This is a genomic window from Citrobacter sp. CRE-46 (genome assembly GCF_059615875.1).
Genome location: NZ_CM184341.1, coordinates 1693346 through 1716130 on the forward strand (window position 1 = coordinate 1693346; position 22785 = coordinate 1716130).

The window sequence follows — 22785 nt, forward strand, 5'->3', positions numbered from 1 at the left end:
CAGCGTCGAGAAATCATGTAGGCCGGGCAATCATTTTTTAATGGTAACCCATTATCTGCGCCCCAATCACCACCACGCTGGACATAATAAACAGCAGGCCCAACAGCGTGGCGCCCACTTTCAGCCAGTTACGAAAATCCACCCGACAAACGCCTAACGTTGCCATCAATGATGCCGACGTCGGATAGATAATGTGACTGAATCCGTCGCCAAACTGGAAGGCCAGTACGGTGACTTGACGGTTTACGCCAACCAGATCGCCCAGCGGCGCTAATAGCGGCATGGTCAATGCAGCCTGGCCAGAACCGGACGTGACGAAGAAATTAAATACCGCCTGGAACAGCAGCATAAACCATGCAGCGATAGCGTTATCCAGCCCGCTGATACCGTTGGCAATACTGTGCAGCAGGGTATTTAATACGCTGGCTTCGCCCGCCTCTCCGTTACCGACCAGCAGTAATATGCCCTTGGCGAAACCGACCAGCAGGGCGGGAGCAATCATCATTCGCGCGCCTTCAGTGAATGAAGATGCCATGACGTTGACCGTCATACCGTTGAGACGGAACACAACGCCGATGATGCCAATCACCAGTCCCATCGTGAAGAACTGGCTGGCGATCTCAGGAATAAACCACGCGTTGACGATAACACCCCAGACGACCCAAATCATCACCGCCGTCAGTACCAGCAGCACCAACCAGTCGCCCAGCGTGAAGCGGCGTTCTACAACCTCGTCCTGCTGCTCGCGAAAAAAACGGTCTGACTCATGTACCCGGGAGAGAAGCGGATTTTTTTTGATGCGTGCTGCGTAGGCCAGGGTGAAGGTCAGCCCTATCAGGGTCGCAACGACCCACACGACGATACGCAGACCAGAACCAGAGAGCACCGGGACGCCTGCAATACCCTGTGCGACCACCACGCAGAACGGGTTCATCCATGAACTGGCAAAACCAATTTGGGTAGCGATATAAGTGACCAGAACGGTGGTGATACTGTCGTAACCTAAGCGTACCATCAAAGGCGCGATAATAATGGCAAAGGCGACCGCCTCTTCGCCCATGCCAAACACCGCGCCGCCTAATGAGAAGAGAACAAACAGCACCGGGATAAACAGGACCTCGTTACCTCGCGTATGGCGAATGAGCGCCAGGATACCGTTATCAATGGTTCCGGTACGCATAACGATGCCGAATGCGCCGCCAATCACCAGCATAAACATAATAATGCCGACGGCGGTGCCGAATTTAGAGCCGGAGGTTAATCCTTCAAACGGAAAATTCATCAGGCCGGGGCGTTCATCTCCGGTGGTGAAAAACTGCACCCGGTGATACTGCTCTTCACCCGCATCGTTGGTCAGAATACGAAAAGAGTGGGGGTCGACAACGTTACGGGTTTTGGTTTGCCCATCAACCTGATACTGCACTTCCTGGCTGTCGAACATCCCGACCGGAACAACCCATGTCGCCAGGCTGGTTAAAATGGCGACGAAAAAAATAATCACCAGCGTATCGGGCATCGCCCATTTTTTGGCTGGCTGTGATTCTGTGACTGCTGACATGAAAGACTATCCCTGTTGCAATGCAAAAGAGAGTAAGTATGCAAACAGAAGAATAGTTATTCATTGATGCAGCGCATCCTGGCAAATATTTCAGAATGTACCAAAGAAAAAACAGATATAAAAAAACCGGAAATATCAGCTATTTCCGGTTTGATAAGCAGAGGTGTTGCCGGATAAGAGATCCGGCACACCGCAGCAAATTACTTCTGCTGCTGGGAAGACTGGATCGCGGTCAGGGCGATGGTATAGACGATATCGTCTACCAGCGCACCACGGGACAGGTCGTTCACCGGCTTGCGCATACCCTGCAGCATTGGCCCGATGGAGATCAGGTCGGCAGAACGCTGTACCGCTTTGTAGGTGGTGTTACCGGTGTTCAGATCCGGGAAGATGAACACGGTAGCGCGACCTGCAACCGGCGAGTTCGGCGCTTTGGATTTCGCTACGTCAGCCATCACCGCAGCGTCGTACTGCAGCGGACCGTCGATCATCAGGTCAGGACGTTTTTCCTGCGCCAGACGAGTCGCTTCGCGAACTTTCTCTACATCGCTACCTGCACCAGAGGTACCGGTGGAGTAGGAAAGCATCGCAACGCGCGGTTCGATACCGAAGGCGATGGCGGATTCAGCGGACTGAATGGCGATTTCTGCCAGTTGTTCAGCTGTCGGATCCGGGTTGATCGCGCAGTCACCGTAAACGTAAACCTGTTCCGGCAGCAGCATGAAGAACACGGAAGACACCAGCGAGCTACCCGGCGCAGTTTTGATCAACTGCAGCGGTGGACGAATGGTGTTTGCGGTAGTGTGAACGGCACCAGAAACCAGACCGTCAACGTCGTCCTGCTCCAGCATCAGGGTACCGAGAACCACGTTGTCTTCCAGCTGTTCGCGGGCAACGGTTTCGGTCATGCCCTTGTTCTTACGCAGCTCAACCAGGCGAGCAACGTAGCTTTCGCGAACCACATCGGGATCAACGATTTCTACGCCAGCACCCAGCTCAACGCCCTGAGAGGCCGCAACGCGGGTGATCTCATCCGGGTTACCCAACAGAACGCAGGTAGCAATACCGCGTTCAGCACAGATAGCAGCCGCTTTAACGGTACGCGGTTCGTCGCCTTCCGGCAGAACAACACGTTTGCCCGCTTTACGCGCCAGCTCGGTCAGCTGATAACGGAACGCCGGTGGAGACAGACGACGGCTGCGTTCAGAAGTCGCGGTCAGAGATTCAATCCAGTCAGCGTTGATGTAGTTAGCAACGTATTCCTGAACTTTTTCGATGCGCTCGTGATCGTCAACCGGAACTTCCAGGTTGAAGCTCTGGAGGCTCAGAGAGGTCTGCCAGGTATTGGTGTTCACCATGAATACCGGCAGGCCGGTAGCGAATGCACGTTCGCACAGTTTGTTGATGCGCGCGTCCATTTCGTAGCCGCCAGTCAGCAGCAGAGCACCGATTTCTACGCCGTTCATAGCAGCCAGACATGCTGCAACCAGCACGTCAGGACGGTCGGCAGACGTCACCAGCAGAGAACCTGCGCGGAAGTGCTCCAGCATGTGCGGAATGCTACGTGCGCAGAAAGTCACAGACTTCACGCGACGGGTGTTGATATCGCCTTCGTTAACGATGGTAGCGTTCAGGTGACGCGCCATATCGATTGCACGGGTAGCGATCAGATCGAAGCTCCATGGCACCGCGCCCAGAACCGGCAGCGGGCTGGATTCTTGCAGTTTAGCCGGATCAACTTTGATCACCTGCGCTTTGGAAGAGTCGTCGAAAATCTCGGACAGATCCGGGCGAGTACGGCCCTGGTCATCAACCGGCGCGTTCAGTTTGTTAACGATAACGCCAGTGATGTTGGTGTTTTTCGCGCCGCCGAAGCTGCTGCGAGTCAGTTCAATACGCTCGTTCAGCTGTTCCGGGGTATCGGTACCCTGAGACATCACGAAGACGATTTCCGCATTCAGCGTTTTCGCGATTTCGTAGTTCAGAGACTGCGCGAACTGATGTTTACGGGTGGGGACCAGGCCTTCAACCAGTACGACTTCAGCATCTTTGGTGTTCGCGTGGTAATTCGCGATGATCTCTTCCATCAGCACATCTTTCTGATTGCTGGACAGCAGAGATTCAACGTGGCTCATCTTCAGCGGCTCAGCAGCTGGCAGGTTAGAGTTCGCACGAACGATAGTAGTAGTCTGGTCTGGCGCATCGCCACCGGCACGAGGCTGAGCGATGGGCTTAAAGACGCTCAGACGAACGCCTTTGCGTTCCATAGCGCGGATCACGCCGAGGCTGACACTGGTCAGGCCGACGCTGGTTCCGGTAGGGATCAGCATAATAATACGGGACACGGTTTATCCTCTTTCGTTACCGCCCATTTCAGGCGGGTTACAAAACAGCACCGCCAGCTAGGCTGGCGGTGTGAAATCAGGCAGTCAGACGGCTCGCGTCTTGCGCGATAACCAGTTCTTCGTTGGTTGGGATAACCACCGCAGGACGGGTACCTTCTTTGTTGATGAAACCAGATTTGCCGAAACGTGCGGCCAGGTTACGCTCGTGGTCAACTTCAAAGCCCAGAACGCCCAGTTTGCCCAGAGACAGTTCACGAACCATCGCTGCGTTTTCACCGATACCACCGGTGAAGACAACCGCATCCAGACGACCATCCATCAGCGCAGTGTAAGAACCGATGTACTTCGCCAGACGGTGGCAGTAAACGTCCATTGCACGTTTAGCGTCTTCTTTGGTTGCGTAGTTATCTTCAACATAACGGCAGTCGCTGGTGACTTCGGTCAGACCCAGCAGGCCGGACTCTTTGGTCAGCATTTTGTTGATCTGGTCAACGCTCATGCCCAGGGTGTCGTGCAGGTGGAAGATGATCGCCGGGTCGATGTCACCGGAACGTGTACCCATCACCAGACCTTCCAGCGGGGTCAGACCCATGGAGGTATCAACACATTTACCGTTACGGATAGCAGATACAGAACCGCCGTTGCCCAGGTGGCAAGTGATGATGTTCAGTTCATCAACCGGTTTGTTCAGCATTTTTGCCGCTTCCTGAGTAACAAAGAAGTGGCTGGTGCCGTGCGCGCCGTAACGACGAACGCCGTGTTCTTTGTACAGGCTGTACGGCAGAGCATAGAGGTAGGACTCTTCCGGCATAGTCTGATGGAACGCGGTGTCGAACACAGCGACGTTTTTGTCTTTCAGGCTTGGGAAGGATTTCAGCGCTTCTGCGATACCGATCAGGTGAGCCGGGTTATGCAGCGGTGCGAAAGAGGCAGAATCTTTGATGCCCTGGATAACGGAATCATCGATAACCACAGAGCTGGTATACTTCTCGCCGCCGTGTACGATACGGTGACCGATAGCGGTCAATTGCGCAGACAATTCTGGTTTTTGTGCCAGAATAGTGTTAACGATAAAGTTCAGCGCTTCACTGTGAGCGGCGCCTGCACCTAAAGCCGCTTCTTGTTTACCGCCGTCCATTTTCCACTTGATGCGTGCTTCTGGGAGATGGAAACATTCGGCTAAACCAGAGAGGTATTCTTCACCGTTTACGGCATCGATGATGGCAAATTTCAGTGAGGAGCTACCGCAGTTCAGAACCAGTACTAACTTACTCGACATGGAAGTACCTATTTATGATACGTGGCTAAAAAAACGTCAGGGAGTCATAGAGCGTAGCGCATGATGACACCGACGTTTATGATTAACATCATGCGCCAGAGTCTTTTTGGGCACGATGGAATAAATACCTTTGAGTCTATGTCATTTTGCGTATTTTTCAGCCAGTGGCATACTGTATGCCAATTTGACGACTCAATGATTTTGGACTAAAGGCCTTACAGGCCGGCACAGGATACCTGAATGTGGGTATCAAAGACAAAATGTTTTGAACGATGTCCTTTATAGTTGTTGTTTTGCACAAATTTTTTAATTTTTATATGTGAAGTTGAGGTAACCGCCATGTCGACACCGGATAATCGTTCCGTCAATTTTTTTAGTTTGTTTCGCCGGGGGCAGCACTATGCGAAGACGTGGCCAATGGAAAAGCGCCTCGCGCCCGTATTTGTTGAGAACCGCGTCATCCGTATGACGCGTTACGCAATCCGTTTTATGCCGCCCATCGCTGTTTTCACCTTATGCTGGCAAATTGCTTTAGGCGGGCAGTTGGGACCCGCCGTGGCGACGGCGCTGTTTGCGCTCAGCCTGCCGATGCAGGGCATGTGGTGGCTGGGTAAGCGTTCTGTCACGCCGCTGCCGCCTTCAATACTCAACTGGTTCTACGAAGTTCGGGGTAAATTGCAAGAGGCCGGACAGGCGCTCGCTCCGGTAGAAGGAAAGCCTGATTATCAGGCGCTGGCTGACACGCTTAAGCGCGCCTTCAAACAACTGGATAAAACTTTCCTTGATGATTTGTAATTGACCCCTGATTACGCATATAAAAGAAGGCATCAAGATGCCTTCTTTTTTTTCATCGTAGTAGTAGTGATACAGGAGTCCCAAATGGAAATGACCAACGCTCAACGTCTGATTTTGTCTAACCAGTACAAAATGATGACTATGCTCGATCCCACTAACGCCGAGCGTTATCGTCGTTTGCAGACGATTATTGAACGCGGTTACGGCTTGCAGATGCGCGAGCTGGATCGTGAGTTTGGTGAGCTGACGGAAGAAACCTGTCGTACGGTTATCGATATTATGGAGATGTATCACGCATTACATGTGTCCTGGACTAATCTAAAAGACGCGCAGTCTATTGATGAGCGCCGCGTGACCTTCCTCGGCTTTGACGCTGCAACGGAAGCCCGTTTCCTCGGGTATGTACGGTTTATGGTCAATGTGGAAGGGCGTTATACCCACTTTGATGCGGGTACGCATGGCTTCAACGCCCAGACCCCGATGTGGGAAAAATATCAACGTATGCTGAATGTCTGGCACTCTTGCCCGCGCCAGTATCACCTGAGCGCGAATGAAATTAACCAAATCATTAATGCCTGAGGGGGCGAGCGTGCAGTGCAAAGGTTTTCTGTTTGATCTGGATGGAACGCTGGTCGATTCCTTACCCGCAGTAGAGCGCGCGTGGTGCAACTGGGCCGATCGTTTTGGCCTCGATCACGCCGAGGTGCTCGGCTTTATTCATGGTAAGCAGGCCATTACCTCCCTGCGACACTTTATGGTGGGCAAGTCCGAGGCGGAGATCGCTGCGGAGTTCACCCGCCTGGAGCAGATCGAAGCGACGGAAACCGCGGGGATCACCGCGCTGCCAGGGGCGGTTGACTTGCTCAACCATCTCAACAAAGCGGGCATTCCATGGGCGATTGTGACTTCCGGTTCAATGCCGGTCGCACGGGCGCGTCATCGTGTCGCAGGACTTCCTGCTCCTGAAGTGTTTGTCACTGCCGAACGGGTAAAAAGAGGTAAGCCAGAGCCAGACGCCTATCTGTTAGGCGCTCAGCTACTGGGCCTGGCGCCACAGGAATGCGCGGTAGTCGAGGATGCGCCCGCAGGGGTGCTCTCGGGACTGGCTGCAGGGTGCCATGTCATAGCAGTAAATGCGCCTGCGGACACGCCGCGTCTGGATGAGGTCGATTTTTCGCTGACCAGTCTGGAACATATTTCTGTGACCAAGCAGCCCAACGGAAATGTGGTCGTTGTAAGAAATACCTGATCATGATTTAGCCCCAGATTGTTGGGGCTTTTTTATGGCAGAATCGCTCCATCCCCCTCATTTAACAAGGATATGTTGTGAACGGTGAATTGATATGGGTTCTCTCATTGCTGGCGATTGCCGTCGTCTTGTTTGCAACTGGCAGAGTGCGTATGGACGCGATCGCTTTGCTGGTCATTATTGCCTTTGTTCTGAGTGGAACATTGAGCATCACAGAAGCTTTTTCCGGGTTCAGCGATCCTAACGTTATTTTGATCGCGGCTTTATTTATTATCGGCGACGGTCTGGTGCGTACCGGGGTGGCGACGGTGATGGGGGCCTGGCTGGTGAAGGTCGCCGGCAGCAGTGAAGTCAAAATGCTGGTGTTGCTGATGATAACCGTGGCCGGGCTCGGTGCGTTTATGAGTTCGACCGGCGTGGTTGCTATCTTTATACCGGTTGTCTTAAGCGTTTCCATGCGCATGCAAATTTCTCCCTCGCGCCTGATGATGCCGCTCAGCTTTGCCGGATTGATAAGCGGCATGATGACGCTGGTGGCGACACCGCCAAACCTGGTCGTCAACAGTGAGTTGCTACGCGAAGGACTTAACGGTTTCAGCTTTTTTAGCGTCACTCCGCTGGGGCTGGTGGTTCTGGTGCTTGGCATAATTTATATGCTGCTGATGCGCTTTATGCTGAAGGGCGAAGACTCCGGGCAGCCAGGAGACGGTTGGAAACGCCGGACTTTTCGCGATTTAATCAAAGAGTATCGCCTCACGGGGCGTGCCCGCCGTCTGGCGATTCGCCCTGGTTCACCGATGATTGGCCAGCGTCTGGACGACCTGAAGCTGCGTGAGCGTTACGGAGCAAACGTGATTGGCGTGGAGCGCTGGCGGCGCTTTCGTCGCGTGATTGTTGATGTTAACGGGGTTTCTGAATTTCGCGCCCGTGACGTGCTGCTGATTGATATGTCTGCAGCGGATGTCGATCTGCGAGAATTTTGCAGTGAGCAACTGCTGGAGCCGATGGTGCTGCGCGGGGAATACTTCTCCGAGCAGGCGTTGGATGTGGGCATGGCCGAGATCTCACTGATCCCTGAATCGGAACTGATTGGCAAAACGGTACGGGAGATAGCCTTTCGTACGCGTTACGGTCTGAATGTGGTCGGCCTGAAACGCGATGGTACGGCGCTGGCAGGCGCGGTGGTGGATGAACCGTTGCTGATGGGGGATATCATTCTGGTGGTGGGTAACTGGAAGCTCATCACACTGCTGGGACAAAAAGGGCGCGACTTCGTGGTGTTGAACATGCCGGCTGAGGTCAGTGAAGCCTCCCCGGCGCACAGTCAGGCGCCGCATGCCATTTTCTGCCTGGTGCTGATGGTGGCCCTGATGCTTACCGATGAAATTCCTAATACGGTTGCCGCAATTATCGCCTGCCTGCTGATGGGGAAATTCCGCTGTATCGATGCCGAAAGCGCCTATAAAGCGATTCACTGGCCGAGCATTATTTTGATCGTCGGGATGATGCCCTTTGCACTGGCGCTACAAAAAACCGGCGGTGTCGATCTGGTAGTAAAAGGACTGATGGATGTCGGCGGCGGGTATGGCCCGTACATGATGTTGGGTTGCCTGTTCGTCCTGTGCGCGAGCATCGGGTTATTTATCTCAAATACTGCGACGGCGGTACTCATGGCGCCAATTGCTCTGGCAGCGGCAAAGTCGATGGGGGTTTCGCCGTATCCTTTTGCAATGGTGATTGCAATGGCAGCATCCGCAGCCTTTATGACACCGGTCTCTTCGCCGGTGAACACGCTGGTGCTGGGGCCGGGTAACTACAGCTTTAGCGATTTCGTGAAAATTGGCGTGCCGTTTACGGTGATCGTGATGGCGGTGTGCGTGGTGATGATCCCGATGCTGTTCCCATTTTGATTTTTATGTGCCGGATAAGACGTTGACGTCGCCATCCGGCAACATCGTTTAAAGCGGTGAATCCTGGCTGATCTCATCTAATGAGAGGTGAAAACTCGGGACAAACACCTCCATAAAATAGTCCATCTCTTCGCTGCGCCGCGACTCCAGCGTTTTTTCCAGCCGCGTTTTCGCCAACAAGAACTCATTATTGCCCGCCGAAAGTTCTTCCAGACACTTCAGATAAGCGCACAGCGCATCGGCCTGCTTGACGATAGATTTCTCTTCTTCGCTGTAAGCATGTTCATCAATCAGCGGAGCAAAAATATCGCGCAGCTCGTCGGGAACCATATCGACCAGCTTTTGCTGGGCAATTTTCTCTATCGCTTTATATTCCTGGGCGATTTGTGAGTTGAAGTATTTTACCGGGGTAGGGAGGTCACCGGTCAGCACCTCTGAAGCATCATGGTACATTGCCAACAGGGCAATGCGCTCTGCATTAAGCTGACCACCAAATTTACGGTTTTTGATCGCCGCCAGCGCATGAGCGACCATGGCGACTTGCAAACTATGCTCGGACACATTTTCGGTGCGCACGTTGCGCATCAGCGGCCAGCGGTTAATGAGCTTCAGGCGGGAGAGGTGGGCAAAAAAATGGCTCTGCTTCATAACGACCCTTATATGATGGCAACCTAAGAGTCATTGTGCGCAGAGAAGGCTGTCAGATGCAAATACTCGTCATACTGATCCAACAGCCCGTGTTTTATTACAGCTGGTGATACCCTGACAGGAAGCGCTCAAATTTACTCAGCGACATTTCGATATCGTCAATGCGCGGGAGCGTGACGATGCGGAAATGATCCGGCCACGGCCAGTTGAACGCCGTCCCCTGAACCAGCAGCACTTTTTCCTGCAACAGGAAGTCGAGCACCATTTTCTGGTCGTCATGAATGTTGAAGCGTTTAGCGTCGATTTTCGGGAACATATACAGCGCGCCGCGCGGTTTCACGCAGGAGACGCCGGGAATATCATTGAGTAACTCCCAAGCGCGGTTGCGTTGTTCATACAGGCGCCCGCCAGGCATGATAAATTCACTGATGCTCTGGTATCCGCCCAGCGCGGTCTGAATCGCATGTTGCGCCGGAACGTTAGCACATAAGCGCATAGAGGCCAGCATCTCAAGACCTTCGATGTACCCCTTGGCATGTTTCTTCGGCCCGTTCAGCACCATCCAGCCCTGACGGAAACCGGCAACGCGATAGGTTTTTGACAGGCCGTTGAAGGTAATAGTCAGCAGGTCCGGCGCCATCGCGGCGATCGAGTGGTGTTCAGCATCATCGTAGAGAATTTTGTCGTAAATCTCATCCGCAAAAATGATGAGGTTGTTCTGGCGAGCAATTTCAACAATCTCCATCAGCAGCTCTTTGGAATACACAGCGCCGGTTGGGTTGTTGGGGTTAATGATGACGATCCCACGCGTACGCGGGGTAATTTTGGCGCGAATGTCGTCAAGGTCCGGGAACCAGTCAGATGATTCGTCACACAGGTAATGCACGGCATTACCGCCGGAGAGCGATACCGCTGCCGTCCACAGTGGATAATCAGGTGCCGGAACGAGCATTTCGTCCCCACTGTTCAGCAATGCCTGCATGGCCTGCACAATCAATTCGGAAACGCCGTTACCGATATAGATATCTTCCACGGTCACATCGCGCATCCCGCGGGCCTGGTAATGCTGCATGATCGCTTTACGGGCTGAATAAAGACCTTTGGAGTCGCAATATCCTTGCGCTGTTGGCAAATTGCGGATCACATCAACCAGAATTTCGTCTGGCGCTTCAAACCCGAATGGCGCCGGGTTGCCGATGTTAAGTTTCAGAACTTTATTGCCTTCTTCTTCCAGGCGCTTTGCTTCCTTCAGAACCGGGCCGCGAATGTCATAACAGACGTTTTCTAATTTGCTGGATTTTTCAATGGGGGACATGAACGTTGACCTTTTTAGCTGTGAATGCCACTCCCTGCCGTGGAAGTCAGCCCAGCACAATGTACTCCCACGACGGTAAGTTTTGAAGGGTCTTTAGTAGAAGATTTTGAAAATTCATGAAGTTATAATTAACTGTTAATAACTAAATAACGCAATTATCATGAAATAATAATCTGGGGAATTGTATTATATTGGTGATATGTTTTGTAGTGTTGGTTTGGGTGTGGTGGTTTGTCTGGTCAAAAAAACTTAACTCTGTAAAGCAAAAGATCGCCGACACATAAGCGGTATGACGTCATTCGAAAATACTGAGGTTTTATCTGCGAGGGCTGTTATCGGCCTGATCCGTGCGTGGTACGGTGTGAATTCATTGTTAAGTATAATTAATGAATTGAAGGATTCTTAATTAATTATTATTTAATATTTAAATCGCATTAAATTGAATTGCCTAATAATACGAAAACCGCAGGTCAGACATAACCTCAGGTAGACTCGAATTATTCGCGATAACACTTATAAATATAGTGGTTTTAGGTTAAGATAAGTCTCATGAAATGGTGCGTAGTACGAATTTTACGATAATTCAAATGTTTGTTGGTTGTTCCTAACGTACTGAAAAGTTAGTTTTTAATGTGTAAATTATTGTTCGTTAAGTTTTTTTTAAATTTACAAAATTTACATGTTTTCCATTAGTCAGAATCATCCAGCAGCTAAAAATATGGCCCTTTCTCGTTGCTATATTCCGATGAGTGTCACGGTTATTATATAGCGTAGAAAGAGAATTGTTTCGTTTGTTAAACCAAATACATCCTTATTTTCACTTGGTTACACTAAGCGAAACTGCAAGGAAGGCAGATAACAAATGGAGTGGTTTGATTCTGAATGCACAGCATTAACCCGGTATGACCCGCGAGTAAGTGAAAAACTATGATAAATGCAAATCGTCCGATAATTAACCTCGACCTCGATCTGCTGAGAACCTTCGTTGCTGTTGCCGACCTGAATACCTTCGCGGCTGCGGCGGCTGCGGTATGTCGCACTCAGTCTGCGGTGAGTCAGCAAATGCAGCGTCTTGAGCAACTCGTGGGGAAAGAGTTGTTCGCGCGTCATGGACGCAACAAACTGCTGACCGAACATGGTATACAGCTGTTGGGTTACGCCAGAAAAATATTGCGTTTTAATGATGAGGCATGCTCATCATTAATGTTTAACAATCTTCAGGGAGTGTTAACTATTGGCGCTTCTGATGAATCCGCCGATACGATACTGCCTTTCCTGCTCAACCGTATAAGTTCGGTTTATCCGAAGCTTGCATTGGATGTAAGGGTCAAGCGCAACGCCTATATGGTGGATATGCTGAAGTCGCAAGAAGTGGATTTGGTGGTAACGACTAACCGTCCGGGCGATTTTGAATGCCTGAATCTGCGCACTTCGCCGACGCACTGGTATTGTGCGGCCGAATATATCCTGCAAAAAGGTGAGCCGGTCCCGTTGGTGCTGTTGGACGATCCGAGCCCGTTCCGCGATATGGTGTTGGCAACGCTGAATGCTGCGCAGATCCCGTGGCGCTTAGCGTATGTTGCTTCAACATTGCCTGCGGTTCGTGCTGCGGTCAAAGCCGGTCTGGGCGTTACTGCGCGTCCCGTCGAAATGATGAGCCCTGATTTACGCGTACTGGGGGCGGCGGACGGATTACCGCCATTGCCTGATACCGAGTATCTGTTGTGCTGCGATCCGGCTACGCAAAATGATTTAGCTCAGGTGATCTTTAACTCGATGCAGACATATCAAAACCCTTGGCAATACAATCAGTTTACCCCCGAAGGGGGAGATGATTCGCTCCTTATTGAAGGCGACTTCGAGTAACGCGTCACAAAAAACGTTTTAAAATGTAAGTGTAAAAAAAGAGCCGCTAATGATGAAAAAACATCCAGCGGCTCTTTTTTTGTGCAAATAACATTGGTTTATGTCATTTGCTATACTAAAACTTAACAAAATCAGCGGGTAAAAAAACAGCCTGCAAATAGGGTGAAAAATAATCAGCAGAAGTGTTAATTGTTTCCATGTTAAAAAACTAGAGAAATTGTTGCTGTTTTTTATGGTGAATTAACAAAAGCGTGTCACAGATCAAGAAAATACTCCCATTTAGGGGGAGGCATTAGTGTGAATTCCTGTCAAAATAGACGAGTATTATCTTTTTTACTTCACTACGGACACGATTCAACAACATTAAAAAAGACCGATGATGCAACCGAAATGGGTGTAAACAGCACTTTATGTTAATGAGGTTGGAGTGGTGTAAAATAATGTGAGGAAACTTTTGTTAAAGTTGACAAAAGGTTATAGAAAGGAGTAAAAAACCCCATCAATTGGCTGTATAAAATGGTTTTCTACAGTGATTGTAAGGTTTTTTTTATTCCTCCCCATGAATCGATGTGGCGTTCATCTGCCGAAAAGAGCAGAGAATTTGGCGCTACTTTTGATGAGTAAGCAATGAGTATGTCAACATCCACTGAAATCATCGCTCATCACTGGGCATTCGCTATCTTTCTTATTGTCGCCATTGGCCTGTGCTGCCTGATGCTCGTCGGCGGCTGGTTTTTAGGTGGTCGCGCGCGTGCGAGATCTAAAAACGTGCCGTTTGAATCAGGTATCGACTCGGTCGGCACCGCCCGCTTGCGCCTGTCTGCCAAGTTTTATCTGGTAGCCATGTTCTTCGTTATCTTCGACGTTGAAGCGCTGTATCTGTTCGCATGGTCAACATCTATCCGTGAAAGCGGTTGGATTGGCTTTGTGGAAGCTGCAATTTTTATTTTTGTGTTACTGGCTGGTCTGGTTTATCTGGTGCGTATTGGCGCGCTGGACTGGACGCCCGCGCGTTCACGCCGCGAGCGTATGAACCCGGAAACGAACAGTATCGCTAATCGTCAACGCTAACCGCGAGGCATTAAGATGGATTATACGCTCACCCGCATAGATCCTAACGGTGAGAACGACCGTTACCCCCTGCAAAAACAGGAGATCGTAACCGACCCCCTGGAGCAAGAAGTTAATAAAAACGTGTTCATGGGCAAGCTCCATGACATGGTTAACTGGGGCCGTAAAAACTCAATTTGGCCATATAACTTTGGCCTTTCCTGCTGCTACGTTGAGATGGTGACCTCGTTTACCGCTGTGCACGATGTGGCCCGTTTTGGTGCGGAAGTACTGCGTGCATCGCCGCGTCAGGCTGACCTGATGGTCGTGGCTGGAACCTGCTTTACCAAAATGGCACCGGTTATTCAGCGCCTCTACGATCAGATGCTGGAACCAAAATGGGTTATTTCCATGGGCGCATGCGCCAACTCCGGCGGTATGTACGACATCTATTCTGTGGTGCAGGGCGTTGATAAATTTATTCCGGTCGATGTGTACATCCCGGGATGCCCGCCGCGTCCAGAAGCGTATATGCAGGCTCTGATGCTGCTGCAGGATTCCATTGGCAAAGAACGCCGTCCGCTCTCCTGGGTGGTTGGGGATCAGGGCGTTTATCGCGCCAATATGCAGTCAGAACGCGAGCGTAAACGCGGTGAACGTATTGCTGTAACGAATCTTCGTACACCAGACGAGATTTAATTTGCGCCTGTCGGCAGCCGCACTTCCTTCGCTTATCACTACATAAATAGCGCGAAGCACTGCCGACTACCACGGACCATTTACAATGGTGAACAATATGACCGACTTAACCGCGCAAGATGCTGTATGGCAAACACGGGATCACCTTGATGACCCGGTCATTGGCGAACTGCGCAACCGTTTTGGGCCGGATGCCTTTACCGTTCAGGCGACTCGCACCGGGGTACCCGTTGTTTGGGTCAAGCGTGAACAATTACTGGAAGTTGGCGATTTCTTAAAGAGACTGCCGAAACCTTACGTCATGCTGTTTGACTTACATGGCATGGACGAACGTCTGCGTACGCACCGCGAAGGGTTACCTGCCGCGGATTTTTCCGTTTTCTATCACCTGATTTCTATTGAACGCAATCGCGATATCATGCTCAAGGTGGCGTTGTCTGAAAACGATCTGCGTGTACCGACTTTTACCAAACTGTTCCCCAACGCCAACTGGTATGAGCGTGAAACCTGGGAAATGTTTGGTATCGATATCGAAGGCCACCCGCATCTGACGCGTCTGCTGATGCCGCATACCTGGCAAGGCCACCCGCTGCGTAAAGATTACCCGGCGCGTGCGACCGAATTCGATCCGTTTGAGCTGACCAAAGCCAAACAGGATCTGGAAATGGAAGCGCTGACCTTCAAACCCGAAGACTGGGGCATGAAGCGTGGTACCGAAAACGAGGACTTCATGTTCCTCAACCTCGGCCCTAACCACCCGTCTTCTCACGGCGCGTTCCGTATTGTGCTGCAGCTTGATGGCGAAGAAATCGTCGACTGCGTGCCTGACATCGGCTACCACCACCGTGGCGCTGAAAAGATGGGTGAACGTCAGTCCTGGCACAGCTACATTCCGTACACCGACCGTATCGAATACCTCGGCGGCTGCGTCAACGAAATGCCTTACGTACTGGCGGTTGAGAAACTGGCGGGCATCACCACGCCGGATCGCGTCAACGTGATTCGCGTTATGTTGTCTGAATTGTTCCGTATCAACAGCCACCTGCTGTACATCTCCACGTTCATTCAGGACGTCGGCGCGATGACGCCGGTTTTCTTCGCCTTTACCGATCGTCAGAAAATTTATGACGTGGTGGAAGCTATCACCGGTTACCGTATGCACCCGGCCTGGTTCCGTATCGGCGGTGTCGCACACGATCTGCCGCGCGGTTGGGACAAGCTGCTGCGTGACTTCCTCGACTGGATGCCAAAACGTCTGGATTCCTACGAGAAAGCTGCACTGCGTAACACCATCCTGAAAGGTCGTTCCCAGGGCGTTGCCGCCTATGGCAAGAAAGAAGCGCTGGACTGGGGTTGTACCGGTGCTGCGCTGCGTGCGACCGGTATTGATTTCGACGTGCGTAAAGCCCGTCCATACTCTGGCTACGAAAACTTTGACTTTGAAGTTCCGGTTGGCGGCGGCGTGTCTGACTGCTATACCCGCGTAATGCTGAAAGTTGAAGAGCTGCGCCAGAGTCTGCGCATCCTTGAGCAGTGCCTCAACAACATGCCGGAAGGCCCGTTCAAAGCGGATCACCCGCTGACTACGCCGCCGCCGAAAGAGCGCACGCTGCAACATATCGAAACCCTGATCACCCACTTCCTGCAGGTTTCGTGGGGACCGGTTATGCCGGCAAACGAGTCCTTCCAGATGGTGGAAGCGACCAAGGGTATCAACAGTTACTACCTGACCAGCGATGGCAGCACCATGAGTTACCGTACTCGTATCCGTACCCCGAGCTATGCGCACCTGCAGCAGATCCCGGTAGCGGTACGCGGCAGCCTGGTGTCCGACCTTATCGTCCATCTGGGTAGTATTGATTTTGTTATGTCAGATGTGGACCGCTAATTATGCACGAGAATCAACAACCACAAACCGAGGCTTTTGAGCTGAGTGCGGCTGAGCGTGAAGCGATTGAGCACGAGAAGCACCACTACGAAGACCCGCGTGCGGCGTCCATTGAAGCGCTGAAAATCGTTCAGAAGCAGCGTGGCTGGGTGCCGGACGGGGCGATCTATGCGATCGCGGATGTGCTGGGTATCCCGGCAAGCGACGTAGAAGGTGTTGCCACGTTCTATAGCCAGATCTTTCGCCAGCCGGTAGGTCGCCACGTGATCCGCTATTGCGATAGCGTGGTGTGCCATATCAATGGTTATCAGGGGATCCAGGCTGCGCTTGAGAAAAAACTCAACATCAAGCCGGGGCAGACGACCTTTGATGGTCGCTTTACGCTGCTGCCGACCTGCTGCCTGGGGAACTGTGATAAAGGGCCGAACATGATGATCGATGACGACACTCATGCTCACCTGACCCCGGAAGGCATTCCTGAACTGCTGGAGCGGTATAAATGAAAGATATTATCCGTACTCCCGAAACACATCCGCTGACCTGGCGTCTGCGTGATGACAAACAGCCAGTCTGGCTGGACGAATATCGTAGCAAAAACGGTTACGAAGGTGCGCGTAAGGCCCTGACCGGCCTGTCACCGGACGAAATCGTCAATCAGGTAAAAGACGCTGGCCTGAAAGGGCGCGGCGGCGCGGGCTTTTCCACCGGTCTGAAGTGGAGCCTGATGCCGAAAGACGAATCCATGAACATCCGTTACCTGCTGTGTAACGCCGATGAAATGGAACCGGGCACCTATAAAGACCGCCTGCTGATGGAACAACTGCCGCACCTGCTGGTGGAAGGCATGCTGATTTCCGCGTTTGCGCTGAAAGCGTACCGTGGTTACATCTTCCTGCGCGGTGAATATATTGAGGCGGCTGTGCATCTGCGCCGCGCGATTGCCGAAGCAACCGAAGCCGGTCTGCTTGGCAAAAACATCATGGGCACCGGTTTCGACTTCGAACTGTTTGTCCATACCGGGGCAGGGCGTTACATCTGCGGTGAAGAAACCGCGCTGATCAACTCCCTCGAAGGTCGTCGCGCTAACCCGCGTTCCAAGCCGCCGTTCCCGGCAAGCTCTGGCGCATGGGGTAAGCCGACCTGCGTTAACAACGTCGAAACCCTGTGTAACGTACCGGCCATCCTCGCCAACGGCGTGGAGTGGTATCAGAACATCTCGAAGAGCAAAGATGCGGGCACCAAGCTGATGGGCTTCTCCGGTCGTGTGAAGAACCCTGGCCTGTGGGAACTGCCGTTTGGCACCACCGCGCGTGAGATCCTCGAAGACTACGCGGGCGGTATGCGTGATGGCCTGAAATTCAAGGCCTGGCAGCCGGGCGGCGCGGGAACCGACTTCCTGACCGAGGCGCATCTTGACCTGCCGATGGAGTTCGAAAGCATCGGTAAAGCAGGCAGCCGTCTGGGTACTGCGCTGGCAATGGCCGTTGACCACGAGATTGGCATGGTACCGCTGGTGCGTAACCTCGAAGAGTTCTTCGCCCGCGAGTCCTGCGGCTGGTGTACGCCGTGCCGTGACGGTCTGCCGTGGAGCGTAAAAATTCTGCGTGCGCTGGAGCGTGGCGAAGGCCAGCCTGGGGATATCGAGACACTTGAGCAACTGTGTCGTTTCCTCGGCCCGGGTAAAACCTTCTGTGCACACGCACCGGGCGCGGTGGAGCCGCTGCAGAGCGCCATTAAATATTTCCGCGAAGAATTCGAAGCTGGCATCAAGCAGACCTTCAGCAATACCCACGCTATTGGTGGTATTCAGCCGAACCTGCTGAAAGAGCGCTGGTAATTGCAGGTTACCCCCTGCATCGCGATAAGTAATTCGATTAACGCTTAGTCCCTGACTAAGCCAACTGGAAGCATGCTGACTATGGCTACGATTCATGTAGACGGCAAAGAATATGAGGTCAACGGAGCGGACAACCTGCTGGAAGCTTGTCTGTCTCTCGGCCTTGATATTCCGTACTTTTGCTGGCACCCGGCGCTGGGCAGCGTCGGTGCTTGCCGCCAGTGTGCGGTGAAGCAATATCAAAACGCGGAAGATACGCGTGGTCGCCTGGTGATGTCTTGTATGACACCAGCCACCGAAGGCACCTTTATTTCTATTGATGACGAAGAAGCGAAACAGTTCCGCGAAAGCGTTGTGGAGTGGTTGATGACCAACCACCCGCACGACTGTCCGGTCTGCGAAGAGGGCGGTAACTGCCACCTGCAGGATATGACCGTCATGACCGGTCATAGCTTCCGTCGCTATCGCTTCACGAAGCGTACGCACCGCAACCAGGACCTGGGGCCGTTCATCTCTCACGAAATGAACCGCTGTATCGCCTGCTATCGCTGCGTACGTTACTACAAAGATTACGCCGATGGCGCGGATCTGGGCGTGTATGGCGCGCATGACAACGTCTACTTCGGTCGCCCGGAAGACGGTACGCTGGAAAGCGAATTCTCCGGTAACCTGGTCGAGATTTGCCCGACCGGCGTGTTCACCGATAAAACGCACTCCGAGCGCTACAACCGTAAGTGGGACATGCAGTTTGCGCCGAGCATCTGCCAGCAGTGTTCTATTGGCTGTAACACCAGCCCGGGCGAGCGCTACGGTGAATTGCGTCGTATCGAAAACCGTTACAACGGGACCGTTAACCACTACTTCCTCTGCGACCGTGGTCGTTTTGGCTATGGTTACGTGAACCTGAAAGACCGTCCGCGTCAGCCGGTACAGCGTCGTGGCGATGATCTGATCACGCTCAACGCCGAACAGGCGATGCAGGGCGCGGCAGATATTCTGCGCCAGTCGAAGAAAGTGATTGGTATCGGCTCCCCGCGTGCCAGCGTTGAAAGCAACTTCGCGCTGCGTGAACTGGTCGGCGCGGATAACTTCTATACCGGTATCGCCCAGGGTGAGCAGGAACGTCTGCAGCTGGCGCTGAGCGTGCTGCGTGACGGCGGTATTCATACCCCGGCGCTGCGTGAAATCGAGTCTTACGATGCGGTTCTGGTGCTGGGCGAAGACGTCACCCAGACCGGCGCGCGCGTTGCGCTGGCGGTGCGTCAGGCGGTGAAAGGTAAAGCACGCGAAATGGCGGCGGCGCAGAAAGTGGCCGACTGGCAGATTGCGGCAATCCTTAACATCGGACAGCGCGCTAAGCACCCGCTGTTTGTGACTAACGTCGATAATACCCGTCTGGATGATATCGCTGCATGGACCTACCGTGCGCCGGTTGAAGATCAGGCGCGTTTAGGTTTCGCTATCGCCCACGCGCTGGATAACAACGCCCCGGCGGTTGACGGTATCGATCGTGACCTGCAGAACAAAATTGACGTGATCGTTCAGGCATTAGCCGGAGCGAAGAAACCACTGATTATTTCCGGCACCAACGCCGGTAGCGCCGAAGTAATTCAGGCTGCTGCCAACGTGGCGAAGGCGCTGAAAGGTCGTGGCGCTGACGTCGGCATTACCATGATTGCGCGCTCTGTTAACAGCATGGGTCTGGGTATGATTGGCGGTGGTTCTCTTGACGATGCGCTGACCGAGCTGGAAACAGGTCGTGCTGACGCCGTTGTGGTGCTGGAAAATGACCTGCATCGCCATGCTTCAGCAACGCGTGTTAATGCCGCGCTGGCGAAAGCGCCGCTGGTACTGGTTGTTGACCATCAGCGTACAGCAATTATGGAAAACGCCCATCTGGTGCTTTCCGCCGCGAGCTTTGCCGAAAGCGATGGGACGGTGATTAACAACGAAGGCCGCGCGCAGCGCTTCTTCCAGGTCTATGATCCGTCATACTACGACAGCAACACCGTGATGCTGGAAAGCTGGCGCTGGCTGCACTCGCTGCACAGCACCGTGCAGAGCCGTGAAGTGGACTGGACGCAGCTCGACCATGTTATCGACGCGGTTGTTGAGAAGCTGCCGCAATTGGCTGGGATCAAAGATGCCGCGCCGGATGCAAGCTTCCGTATCCGTGGACAGAAACTGGCGCGTGAGCCGCACCGCTACAGCGGTCGTACCGCGATGCGGGCTAACATCAGCGTCCATGAACCTCGTCAGCCGCAGGATAAAGACACCATGTTCGCCTTCTCGATGGAAGGGAACAACCAGCCGTCTGCGCCGCGTTCACAAATTCCGTTTGCCTGGGCTCCGGGCTGGAACTCCCCACAGGCGTGGAACAAGTTCCAGGATGAAGTGGGCGGTAAACTGCGTCATGGCGATCCGGGCGTGCGTCTGATTGAAGCCTCTGCGGGCGGTATGGATTACTTCACTACCGTTCCGGCGAGCTTCGAAGCTCAGGATGGTCAGTGGCGTATCGCGCCGTACTACCATCTGTTTGGTAGCGACGAATTGTCCCAGCGTGCGCCGGTCTTCCAGACCCGTATGCCGCAGCCGTACATCAAACTTAACCCGGCAGACGCCGCGAAGTTGGGTGTTAATGCCGGTACCCGTGTTTCTTTCAGCTACGATGGCAATACGGTCACGCTGCCGGTTGAAATCGCTGAAGGATTAACGGCAGGGCAGGTTGGTTTACCGATGGGTATGCCTGGCATCGCGCCGGTTCTGGCAGGCGCGCGTCTTGAGGATCTGCAGGAGGCACAACAATGAGTTGGATTACACCCGATCTGATTGAGATCCTGCTGAGCATTCTCAAAGCGGTGGTGATTCTGCTGGTGGTGGTCACCTGCGGGGCATTCATGAGCTTTGGCGAACGTCGTCTGCTGGGTCTGTTCCAGAACCGTTACGGGCCGAACCGTGTTGGCTGGGGCGGTTCGCTCCAGCTGGTTGCGGACATGATCAAGATGTTCTTTAAAGAAGACTGGATCCCGAAATTCTCGGATCGCGTCATCTTTACCCTGGCGCCGATGATCGCCTTTACCTCGCTGCTGCTGGCTTTCGCCATCGTGCCGGTGAGCCCAAACTGGGTTGTTGCTGACCTGAACATCGGCATCCTGTTCTTCCTGATGATGGCAGGTCTCGCGGTATACGCGGTACTGTTCGCTGGTTGGTCGAGCAACAACAAATACTCGCTGCTGGGGGCGATGCGTGCTTCTGCGCAGACGCTGAGCTACGAAGTGTTCCTCGGACTGTCCCTGATGGGCGTGGTGGCGCAAGCCGGTTCATTCAACATGACCGACATCGTCAATAACCAGGCTGATATCTGGAACGTTATTCCGCAGTTCTTTGGTTTTGTCACCTTTGCCATCGCGGGCGTGGCGGTATGTCACCGTCACCCGTTTGACCAGCCAGAAGCCGAACAGGAACTGGCCGACGGTTACCACATTGAATATTCCGGTATGAAATTCGGTCTGTTCTTCGTGGGCGAGTACATCGGTATCGTCACCATTTCTGCACTGATGGTTACCCTGTTCTTCGGTGGCTGGCATGGCCCGTTCTTACCGCCATTCGTCTGGTTCGCGCTGAAAACCGCGTTCTTCATGATGATGTTCATTTTGATTCGTGCGTCGTTACCGCGTCCTCGTTATGACCAGGTAATGTCCTTCGGCTGGAAAGTCTGTCTGCCGCTGACGCTCGTCAACTTGTTGGTAACGGCGGCTGTCATTCTCTGGCAGGCGCAATAAGGGACACAAAGACCATGACCTTAAAAGAATTGTTCGTAGGTTTCGGCACCCAGGTACGCAGTATCTGGATGATCGGCCTGCATGCGTTCGCGAAACGCGAAACGCAGATGTACCCGGAAGAGCCGGTCTATCTCCCGCCCCGTTTTCGTGGTCGTATCGTTTTGACCCGCGACCCGGACGGTGAAGAGCGCTGCGTTGCCTGTAACCTGTGCGCGGTAGCATGTCCGGTAGGCTGTATCTCTCTGCAAAAAGCAGAGACCAAAGACGGCCGCTGGTATCCGGAGTTTTTCCGCATTAACTTCTCACGCTGCATTTTCTGCGGCCTGTGCGAAGAAGCCTGTCCGACAACGGCTATTCAGCTGACTCCAGATTTCGAGCTGGGTGAGTACAAGCGCCAGGACCTGGTTTACGAGAAAGAGGATCTGCTGATCTCCGGTCCGGGCAAATACCCGGAATATAACTTCTACCGGATGGCAGGTATGGCAATCGACGGCAAAGATAAGGGCGAAGCAGAGAACGAAGCCAAGCCTATCGACGTCAAGAGCCTGTTACCGTAAGGAGAGG

General features: G+C 53.0%; 18 protein-coding genes. 13 read left to right on the forward strand and 5 right to left on the reverse strand.

The genetic code is table 11. From position 1 onward, the window contains the following. Positions 1-37: 37 nt before the first annotated feature. The 3 genes from yfcC to ackA all read right to left on the reverse strand — a co-directional run bounded on the left by yfcC (position 38) and on the right by ackA (position 5182). Positions 38-1558: a putative basic amino acid antiporter YfcC gene (gene yfcC / locus AC534G_RS07960; protein ID WP_110497335.1), complete on the reverse strand. Its 1521-nt coding sequence runs from the start codon at positions 1556-1558 to the stop codon at positions 38-40. Between the two features lie 200 nt (positions 1559-1758). Further along, positions 1759-3903 carry a phosphate acetyltransferase gene (gene pta, locus AC534G_RS07965; protein ID WP_038642314.1) on the reverse strand — a complete coding sequence of 715 codons (2145 nt, stop codon included), beginning with the start codon at positions 3901-3903 and terminating at the stop codon, positions 1759-1761. Between the two features lie 76 nt (positions 3904-3979). Then, entirely contained in the window at positions 3980-5182 is a 1203-nt protein-coding gene (gene ackA / locus AC534G_RS07970; RefSeq protein ID WP_042307090.1) for an acetate kinase, read from the reverse strand. Positions 5183-5521: 339 nt separating this feature from the next. On the opposite strand from ackA, the gene yfbV reads away from it, so the two are divergent. The 4 genes from yfbV to AC534G_RS07990 all read left to right on the forward strand — a co-directional run bounded on the left by yfbV (position 5522) and on the right by AC534G_RS07990 (position 9136). Continuing rightward, a complete protein-coding gene (yfbV, locus tag AC534G_RS07975) occupies positions 5522-5977 on the forward strand; it encodes a terminus macrodomain insulation protein YfbV (protein ID WP_038642312.1) in 456 nt (151 codons plus the stop codon). 84 nt (positions 5978-6061) lie between these two features. Further along, the gene (locus tag AC534G_RS07980; protein WP_038642310.1) at positions 6062-6556 is read left to right on the forward strand and encodes a YfbU family protein; all 495 of its coding nucleotides are present in this window, start codon (positions 6062-6064) and stop codon (positions 6554-6556) included. After that, entirely contained in the window at positions 6549-7226 is a 678-nt protein-coding gene (locus AC534G_RS07985; RefSeq protein ID WP_087051296.1) for a sugar phosphatase, read from the forward strand. The genes AC534G_RS07980 and AC534G_RS07985 overlap by 8 nt, the downstream gene beginning before the upstream one ends. Before the next feature lie 77 nt (positions 7227-7303). Further along, positions 7304-9136 (forward strand): SLC13 family permease, encoded by a 1833-nt coding sequence (locus tag AC534G_RS07990; protein WP_038642308.1) that lies wholly within the window; start codon positions 7304-7306, stop codon positions 9134-9136. A gap of 48 nt (positions 9137-9184) precedes the next feature. On the opposite strand, the gene yfbR is transcribed toward AC534G_RS07990, so the two are convergent. After that, positions 9185-9784: a 5'-deoxynucleotidase gene (gene yfbR / locus AC534G_RS07995; RefSeq protein ID WP_042307093.1), complete on the reverse strand. Its 600-nt coding sequence runs from the start codon at positions 9782-9784 to the stop codon at positions 9185-9187. A gap of 97 nt (positions 9785-9881) precedes the next feature. Continuing rightward, complete coding sequence (gene alaA / locus AC534G_RS08000; RefSeq protein WP_005129483.1) at positions 9882-11099, reverse strand: alanine transaminase AlaA; 1218 nt, start codon at positions 11097-11099, stop codon at positions 9882-9884. 927 nt (positions 11100-12026) lie between these two features. Between alaA and lrhA the strand changes: the two genes are divergently transcribed. From lrhA to nuoI, 9 genes are all read left to right on the forward strand, one after another. Continuing rightward, the gene (lrhA, locus tag AC534G_RS08005; RefSeq protein ID WP_038642304.1) at positions 12027-12965 is read left to right on the forward strand and encodes a transcriptional regulator LrhA; all 939 of its coding nucleotides are present in this window, start codon (positions 12027-12029) and stop codon (positions 12963-12965) included. A 627-nt stretch (positions 12966-13592) separates the two neighbouring features. Continuing rightward, positions 13593-14036 carry an NADH-quinone oxidoreductase subunit NuoA gene (gene nuoA, locus AC534G_RS08010; RefSeq protein ID WP_003028077.1) on the forward strand — a complete coding sequence of 148 codons (444 nt, stop codon included), beginning with the start codon at positions 13593-13595 and terminating at the stop codon, positions 14034-14036. A 15-nt stretch (positions 14037-14051) separates the two neighbouring features. Then, complete coding sequence (gene nuoB, locus AC534G_RS08015; RefSeq protein ID WP_003028075.1) at positions 14052-14714, forward strand: NADH-quinone oxidoreductase subunit NuoB; 663 nt, start codon at positions 14052-14054, stop codon at positions 14712-14714. 85 nt (positions 14715-14799) lie between these two features. Beyond that, a complete protein-coding gene (nuoC, locus tag AC534G_RS08020) occupies positions 14800-16602 on the forward strand; it encodes an NADH-quinone oxidoreductase subunit C/D (protein WP_006683659.1) in 1803 nt (600 codons plus the stop codon). 2 nt (positions 16603-16604) lie between these two features. Further along, the gene (gene nuoE, locus AC534G_RS08025) at positions 16605-17105 is read left to right on the forward strand and encodes an NADH-quinone oxidoreductase subunit NuoE (RefSeq protein WP_006683660.1); all 501 of its coding nucleotides are present in this window, start codon (positions 16605-16607) and stop codon (positions 17103-17105) included. Continuing rightward, entirely contained in the window at positions 17102-18439 is a 1338-nt protein-coding gene (nuoF, locus tag AC534G_RS08030) for an NADH-quinone oxidoreductase subunit NuoF (protein WP_003839356.1), read from the forward strand. The genes nuoE and nuoF overlap by 4 nt, the downstream gene beginning before the upstream one ends. An 81-nt stretch (positions 18440-18520) precedes the next feature. After that, on the forward strand, positions 18521-21247 hold the full coding sequence (gene nuoG, locus AC534G_RS08035; protein ID WP_110498804.1) for an NADH-quinone oxidoreductase subunit NuoG: 2727 nt from the start codon (positions 18521-18523) through the stop codon (positions 21245-21247). Next, the gene (nuoH, locus tag AC534G_RS08040) at positions 21244-22221 is read left to right on the forward strand and encodes an NADH-quinone oxidoreductase subunit NuoH (RefSeq protein WP_003028063.1); all 978 of its coding nucleotides are present in this window, start codon (positions 21244-21246) and stop codon (positions 22219-22221) included. Before nuoG ends, nuoH begins: the two co-directional genes overlap by 4 nt. 14 nt (positions 22222-22235) lie before the next feature. After that, positions 22236-22778: an NADH-quinone oxidoreductase subunit NuoI gene (gene nuoI / locus AC534G_RS08045; RefSeq protein ID WP_003028062.1), complete on the forward strand. Its 543-nt coding sequence runs from the start codon at positions 22236-22238 to the stop codon at positions 22776-22778. Positions 22779-22785 lie beyond the last annotated feature (7 nt).

Excerpts from the sequence above, each read along its gene's own strand:
- nuoB (WP_003028075.1), top strand. The coding sequence starts at position 14,052 with ATGGATTATACGCTCACCCGCATAGATCCTAACGGTGAGAACGACCGT.
- AC534G_RS07980 (WP_038642310.1), top strand. The coding sequence starts at position 6,062 with ATGGAAATGACCAACGCTCAACGTCTGATTTTGTCTAACCAGTACAAA.
- yfbR (WP_042307093.1), bottom strand. The coding sequence starts at position 9,784 with ATGAAGCAGAGCCATTTTTTTGCCCACCTCTCCCGCCTGAAGCTCATT.
- yfbV (WP_038642312.1), top strand. The coding sequence starts at position 5,522 with ATGTCGACACCGGATAATCGTTCCGTCAATTTTTTTAGTTTGTTTCGC.
- lrhA (WP_038642304.1), top strand. The coding sequence starts at position 12,027 with ATGATAAATGCAAATCGTCCGATAATTAACCTCGACCTCGATCTGCTG.
- nuoH (WP_003028063.1), top strand. The coding sequence starts at position 21,244 with ATGAGTTGGATTACACCCGATCTGATTGAGATCCTGCTGAGCATTCTC.
- yfcC (WP_110497335.1), bottom strand. The coding sequence starts at position 1,558 with ATGTCAGCAGTCACAGAATCACAGCCAGCCAAAAAATGGGCGATGCCC.
- nuoE (WP_006683660.1), top strand. The coding sequence starts at position 16,605 with ATGCACGAGAATCAACAACCACAAACCGAGGCTTTTGAGCTGAGTGCG.
- ackA (WP_042307090.1), bottom strand. The coding sequence starts at position 5,182 with ATGTCGAGTAAGTTAGTACTGGTTCTGAACTGCGGTAGCTCCTCACTG.
- nuoI (WP_003028062.1), top strand. The coding sequence starts at position 22,236 with ATGACCTTAAAAGAATTGTTCGTAGGTTTCGGCACCCAGGTACGCAGT.
- nuoF (WP_003839356.1), top strand. The coding sequence starts at position 17,102 with ATGAAAGATATTATCCGTACTCCCGAAACACATCCGCTGACCTGGCGT.
- nuoA (WP_003028077.1), top strand. The coding sequence starts at position 13,593 with ATGAGTATGTCAACATCCACTGAAATCATCGCTCATCACTGGGCATTC.
- nuoC (WP_006683659.1), top strand. The coding sequence starts at position 14,800 with ATGGTGAACAATATGACCGACTTAACCGCGCAAGATGCTGTATGGCAA.
- alaA (WP_005129483.1), bottom strand. The coding sequence starts at position 11,099 with ATGTCCCCCATTGAAAAATCCAGCAAATTAGAAAACGTCTGTTATGAC.
- nuoG (WP_110498804.1), top strand. The coding sequence starts at position 18,521 with ATGGCTACGATTCATGTAGACGGCAAAGAATATGAGGTCAACGGAGCG.
- AC534G_RS07985 (WP_087051296.1), top strand. The coding sequence starts at position 6,549 with ATGCCTGAGGGGGCGAGCGTGCAGTGCAAAGGTTTTCTGTTTGATCTG.